A 6,119-nucleotide genomic window follows, 5' to 3' on the forward strand; every position below is an offset into this window, starting at 1 on the left:
AAAGAACGGCCCAATTATTCGATGAATTCGATTAAATAGGTCAACTATTCTCACGAATCCATCGAATAATTCGACTCGTTCTACTGAAATTTATGCTCGAAAGCATAAGTCCGACAGACTCCTAGAACGCTCAAGACTGTCGACTCGTTCTACTGACTCTTCAATAGAGAGTATGCTCGAAAGCATAAGTCCGACAGGCTCCTAGAAATCTCATGATATGTCGAGCTTTTCGCTCTGCTATGTCTGCTTACTTTCATGCCCATCAAATAAACATTCAAGCGATCCAAAACGACCCCTGAGCCAAAGCGGCTTCATGAATTTTACGGATTAGGGTTGAGTCGTCAAATAGGCTGACAGCGCCTGGATATCGGTTTCCTTGAGCTCTGCAGCCACAGGCTGCATGGGTGTATTTTGACGTCTTTTCCCTTCCTGGAAGGCATGAAGCGTGTTCACCAGATATTCTTCCGGCTGACCTGCCAGCCTGGGCATAGCGTGATTACCGTTGGCATCAGCACCATGACAAACAGCGCACTTGCCTGAATACAGCCTTTCCCCCTCTGCCACACGCTGGGGTTGTTGACTCATCCTTGGCCTGGCTTTCAACTGGCTGTAATAGAGCGCAATATTAACCCGTTCATCATCACTGAGTATTTTTGCCAGCTTGGACATCACCGGCTTTCACGCTCGCCACGGGCAAAGCTTTCGAACTGGTTGATCAGGTAGTCTGGTGTTTGTGAGGCCAAGTTTGGAATATAACTCCGAACACTGTTACCATCTTTACCGTGACAGTAGCCACAGAGTAACACTCGATCTTCCCCCTGCCTCAACGCCTGTTGATAAAGAGCCGGATCAGCCATTTTTTTGCTGGCCAGTTCAAGCAGAACTGCAGAGTCTGACGCCACAGCGATATTGACAACCCCTGTCAGCAGCACCCACCACTTGTACATTCTTATTCTCTTCCTGTTTGTTTTTTTATCATCCAAACACAGCCATCAGGATGATCAGCCTTTTCCGCTGCCGACCTCTCTTATCTGGCTGCTCAAGCGCTGGGCATTATATAGACAACTGCAATAACCACAAAATATTTATGGTTATCCTTTTTCACTTCACCGACCTGACTCCCTGCCGCTAAATAAAGAGATAGATTCCGTCCAACAGGCGCCTAAACAACCATGAGCGAAGAAAAATACTGTGCATTACCCTCGAATATGAAAAACGGTAAAGCCCTCTATTTTTCTCGGTAAAATAAGGCAGCATCAGGGACTGTTATGCTCACAACTCAACAACACATCAGCCAGAATCTGGGGCTTATCGACCAGGCTGCCCGGGAAGGTCGGGCCTGCCGGGTTACATTGCACAATGGCATACCGGTCGTAGAAACGTCCCCAAAAGAATTTCTGAAGAAAAATCAGTGGAAATTCTCACACCGCAGAAACAAGGCCGCAGAAAAAAAGCTCAAGGAAATGATCATTGAAGTGATCGGAAAGCCTGACACCAGCCTCTCCCTGAAAAAACAGATTGTTGAAGGAGCCAAAGCTCGTCGTTATCCTTTTTTCTCAGACAGAGAAGCCAAAGCCATTGTGAGAAACGAGGCACTGCTATTACGCCCGGTTCAGATAAAAGCCCCCGTTCCGAAAAAAACGTTACCAAAAAGAAAAATCAAGCTGATTGATGCCATGAAATCCAATGGACCTGTCAAACGGGTACCCAGCTCCTCTAAGAGGCACCGGTTTCCTGATGCTCTGAAAAACAGCGGCCCTGCCAAAGTGATTCAAAAAAAACAGCCGCAGGAGAAACCCCCTATTCCATTTACGCCACCGACCATCGTTGTGAGACCCCCTACCGAAGAAGCCGTAAAGCTGGACTCATCAAGACTGGTCGATTTTGAAACTACGCCCCTATTTCCAACTGCTTTCGAACCCCAAACTCCTCCTTCGACCTCGTCCGGTATTCCTTATATACCGACATCAGTCGATGTACCGGAAAACCCTGTTCACACGTCTACATTCCAGGTCTCCGGACCCATTACCCTGATCCCTCTGGAGCAACTTGAACGTCCGGTGATCTTTCCGAAAGCTCAAGCTGAAATGCTCGAGGAAACCCGAAAAGATCTGGAAACAAAACAGCCCAATATCAACCTTGGAGACACCGATAAATTTCTCTGGTTGTACTACACCTGTGAGTTTCTAGAAAAAGGAACCTCAGATGAATCCGATGAGTTAAAAACAAAGCTGGAAAATAACTTTGCTGCTGCAGGCCTGTCTGCCCACTATAAAAGGTTGCAAACCGAAAAGATGTGGGAGGCTGTTCGCCTGCTGAAAATCGACATGCCACCGGAAGCTTTCACTGAGTGTCTGGATGAAATGAGCGAGATCAGCACACCACAACGCTTCCAGATGACACAACAGCTGGTGAGGGATATTCACGAAAACAGTTTTCGTAAAGTGCCTTCTCCTAATGGGGATCCCGCCAAAAGAGTTGACGCCATTCAGCTGGAGTTTCTCGAAGAGGTCAAAGAGACCGATGAGCTCATGGAAGAGCTTGGCTTCGAAATCTTCGACCCCGATGAAAGCGACGAGCCCCTACAAGCCAGGTCCAGGCAGTTTGACGTCAGCGCATGTCTCAAGGACGAACTGTTAAGTTACAGCACAGAGCATGAGTCTTTTGCTCAGCTCGTCGACCAGTTGAAAGAGTTCGACCCGTCAGAAATCAGAACAAAAGTCAGAGAAGGAGCAATACTGACCCGGGAAGAGTTAAATGCCATTGTCGCTGCCAAAAAGCAAAAGCTGGAAGTTACCCAGACACTGGGCAGAAAATGGGGCGATTCTTTACTGCTGGATGGTCGCAACTGGCCTGACGCAGAAAGCCGGAACACGCTTTCCAAACTCTACGATCTGGCCAGTCTGGACAGTCCCGCCATTAGCGCCTCCCTGACCACCTGGGTTATCAATAAGCAGGCTGAAGCTGAATATCATCCCCAGGTAGTCATAGAGGGTTCAAGCTTCCAGGGCCTGCTGGCTGCTTTAACACAAGTGGAAGCCGGTGCTGATGTCACTCTATTATTGAGCTCGGAGCCGCTCTTTAATCCAACAGAAACCATCCGCCTCGACCCTCAGTGGATAGAAACGCTGCGTTTCCATCTGGGCGGCCAGTTTGATCTGCTTTTCAACTACATACCTGCTCTCCAATATGAAGAGAAAAGTTCCGGACTGATTCATCCAGACGGGTTTGGAGAAATATCGGCTGGCACTCTGCACCAGGCGCTCTGGAGCCAGGTCCTTGATGTGGCACAGCATGACTCTTCGCCCCTTAAAATGGTCTCCAACGCCAGCGTCACAGATATCGAAGCGCCTGATCAGCAAGATGGCAAATACCTTGTCCAGATAGAGCATCAGGGGGCGGCAACGGTTCACAAGAATAAAGTCCCTGTCGACCTCCTGATTAATGCCCGGAAAGTGCCCAATGCTGCCAGTGCTGAATACCTGGAAACGGTAACACCCAATAATAAAACGCCTAAGGTCGTCAGCCATGTGCAACCCAAGCCAATAAAACGTGTCGCATGCCGTTGTGCGTTTTCATTACCCCAATCCCCTATTATCACCAGGCCACCGGGAAAAAGCCCCTTCGACGTAGTCGTTACCGATGAGCCATTCAGACGCGCTCTGGCTAAAAACATGGTGGATAGACTAGGGCATAATGCGCCACCACTTCCTGGTGTCAGAGACAGCATTCAGTCTCGCATCCGACTCGACCTGATTGAAAGAAAGGAAGATTTCGACAGCAAAAATAAATACAAGATCGCTAAAGAGATGAAAACACTGTATCTCTCCATGAAGAAGGCCCCTGCGCATCTGAAAACAATTCACTCTGAAAGCCGGGATTCTCTTCAGCTCGAAATGGAGCTTCCCCCTCCACTGTGCCATTACCTTCAAGCCGCAGAGGCCTACCTCAAGCACGAAGAAGCAACACCTGAAGAGGCCGAAACCATTCGCCAGCAAATTCTGGCAGCCTGGTTTGAAACGGTTGCCGTCCAGATACAACTGCCTAAAAGAGGCATACGACCAGAACATCTGAGACAAGACTCTCTGTCTACTTTTTCCCCTGAGCAGACGCTCCTTGAACCACCTGTTGAAACCCTGGAGGCTAACAACAGCATTCTGACCATCACCGCCATTGGCCCCGCAGCTGTCACTAATCCAATGTCTCCTGAGGCCAACCAGAGTGCAGCCAGAGAACATATTCTTCATTGTCAGGCGCTAACTGAAAAACTGTCAGAGCACCATACTAAGGATGGCCATCTGAAGGATACTGAAGACCTGCTCGAAGACACCGGCGATTTGGCACACCAATACGACCTGCTGAGAACCTTTGTCACAAGAGACGATTAATCCTGCAAGAACCTTATCCTTGATTAGACTTTAGGGTTTCGCTCCTCCCCGCTAAAACAAATAATCGAATGAGGTTGTATCGTGTCCAGCCACCTGGAATCCCCGACTGCATTTAAGCAATGGACAGCAAGACTGGCTGTTCCCCTGTCGTTCTGCGCACTCTTTCTGGTGATCTCTTTGCCTCTTGAGGGCTTGACTGCCTATGGGCAAATCATGCTGGGTATCCTGGTAATGGCGGTCATTCTCTGGGTAACAGAAGCTCTGGCTTATCCCATCAGCGCACTGCTCATTGCGGCGTTAGTCACTCTGTTGATAGGGATCGTCCCCAACAGTGAAACCGGAGCCGTTCTGGGTACCAGTAAAGCACTGGGACTGGCCATGAAAGGTTTTTCATCCCCCAGCATCATTGTCATAGCCGGTGCGCTGATCATGGCTGCAGCCATGCAATCCACCGAACTCGACAAGCGTATCGCCCTGGCCATTCTGTCACGTATTCACCCCAGTCCTGGCGCTATCATTGCGGGCTGCCTTCTGGTCGGAGTCGTGTTCTCCTTTATGATTCCTTCACCCACGGGTCGTACTGCTGTTCAGGTTCCTATTCTGGCAGGCGTTGTCGCCACACTGGGCCTTGATCCCAAAAGTCGTCTGTCGGCTATCCTGGTCATTGGCGCCGCACAGGTGAGTACGCTATGGAATGTCGGAGTGATGACCGCCACCAGCCATAATGTGGCGGGGCTTGAGCTGATGTATGAACACAGTGGTTTTACCATAACCTGGATTCAATGGTTGATTCATGCAGGTCCCTGGTCTGCTTTGATGACCGTTATTCTGTTTTTTATTCTAAAGATGGAGATGAGCGGACACCCCCTTAAAAATAACATTGCGGATTCTCTGCACTCCTCTTCCACCCCCTGGACTGCCCGGCAGAAACGACTGGCTTTGTTCACTGCTCTCCTGATCAGCCTCTGGGTTACGGAAGGCATTCTTCACCACATTACAGTACCAGCCACCATGTTATTGATGGCTGTTTGTCTGCTCATACCCGGCATTGGCGTGTTTGACGGCTGGAAAGACGTTGAAAAGCGCCTGCCCTGGGGCGTAATAGTCATGTTTGGCGTCAGTATCAGTCTGGGCCAGCAACTGGTAAATACAGGCGCGGCAGCCTGGCTGGCAGAGATCTGCTTTTCTTCCATGGAAATTCACACCATGTCGGTGGCCCTGTTGTTGTTTGTAATGACTCTGTTTACCGTGGTCATGCATTTGGGCTTTGCTTCAGCAATGAGTCTGGTAGTAGCCCTATTGCCCGTATTTCTGGCTTTCTCCGATACCCTGCCAAACAGTATGATGCACGACGCCATAGGACTGGTACTCCTTCAGTTATTTGCAATGAGTTTTGGCATGATCCTGCCGGTGAACGCCCCCCAGAATATGGTGGCTTACTCAACCGGTACCTTCCCGGCCAAAACATTTGTTCGAATCGGTCTGCTGCTAACCCTGGCCAGCCTGTTGACCTTTGCGCTCTTCTCCATGACCTGGTGGCAGTGGACCGGACTATTATCTCCAGCTCACTAACCCAGAATAGAGTGTGAAGCCGGCTATTTTTTTGTGCTCATGGCTGTTTATAGGCTCATGGCTGTTTATAGGCTCATGGCTGTTTATAGGCTCATGGCTGTTTATAGGCTCATGGCTGTTTATAGGCTCATGGCTGTTTATAGGCTCATGGCTGTTTAT

4 protein-coding genes are annotated in these 6,119 nt (G+C 49.4%); 2 read left to right on the top strand and 2 right to left on the bottom strand.

Translation table 11 applies throughout. The features are described from left to right. Positions 1-327: 327 nt before the first annotated feature. Positions 328-669, bottom strand: coding sequence for a c-type cytochrome (locus ACR2PX_RS08940; RefSeq protein WP_433999012.1), 342 nt, complete (start codon positions 667-669; stop codon positions 328-330). Continuing rightward, positions 669-947: a c-type cytochrome gene (locus tag ACR2PX_RS08945; RefSeq protein WP_433999013.1), complete on the bottom strand. Its 279-nt coding sequence runs from the start codon at positions 945-947 to the stop codon at positions 669-671. Before ACR2PX_RS08945 ends, ACR2PX_RS08940 begins: the two co-directional genes overlap by 1 nt. 321 nt (positions 948-1,268) lie before the next feature. On the opposite strand from ACR2PX_RS08945, the gene ACR2PX_RS08950 reads away from it, so the two are divergent. Together ACR2PX_RS08950 and ACR2PX_RS08955 are read left to right on the top strand one after the other, a co-directional pair. Further along, complete coding sequence (locus ACR2PX_RS08950; RefSeq protein ID WP_433999014.1) at positions 1,269-4,388, top strand: hypothetical protein; 3,120 nt, start codon at positions 1,269-1,271, stop codon at positions 4,386-4,388. An 81-nt stretch (positions 4,389-4,469) separates the two neighbouring features. Beyond that, complete coding sequence (locus ACR2PX_RS08955) at positions 4,470-5,960, top strand: SLC13 family permease (RefSeq protein WP_433999015.1); 1,491 nt, start codon at positions 4,470-4,472, stop codon at positions 5,958-5,960. Positions 5,961-6,119: the final 159 nt, after the last annotated feature.

The organism is Endozoicomonas sp. (assembly GCF_051008435.1).
In the GTDB taxonomy this organism is placed as follows: Bacteria; Pseudomonadota; Gammaproteobacteria; order Pseudomonadales; family Endozoicomonadaceae; genus Endozoicomonas_A.

Excerpts from the sequence above, each read along its gene's own strand:
- ACR2PX_RS08940 (WP_433999012.1), bottom strand. The coding sequence starts at position 669 with ATGTCCAAGCTGGCAAAAATACTCAGTGATGATGAACGGGTTAATATT.
- ACR2PX_RS08945 (WP_433999013.1), bottom strand. The coding sequence starts at position 947 with ATGTACAAGTGGTGGGTGCTGCTGACAGGGGTTGTCAATATCGCTGTG.
- ACR2PX_RS08950 (WP_433999014.1), top strand. The coding sequence starts at position 1,269 with ATGCTCACAACTCAACAACACATCAGCCAGAATCTGGGGCTTATCGAC.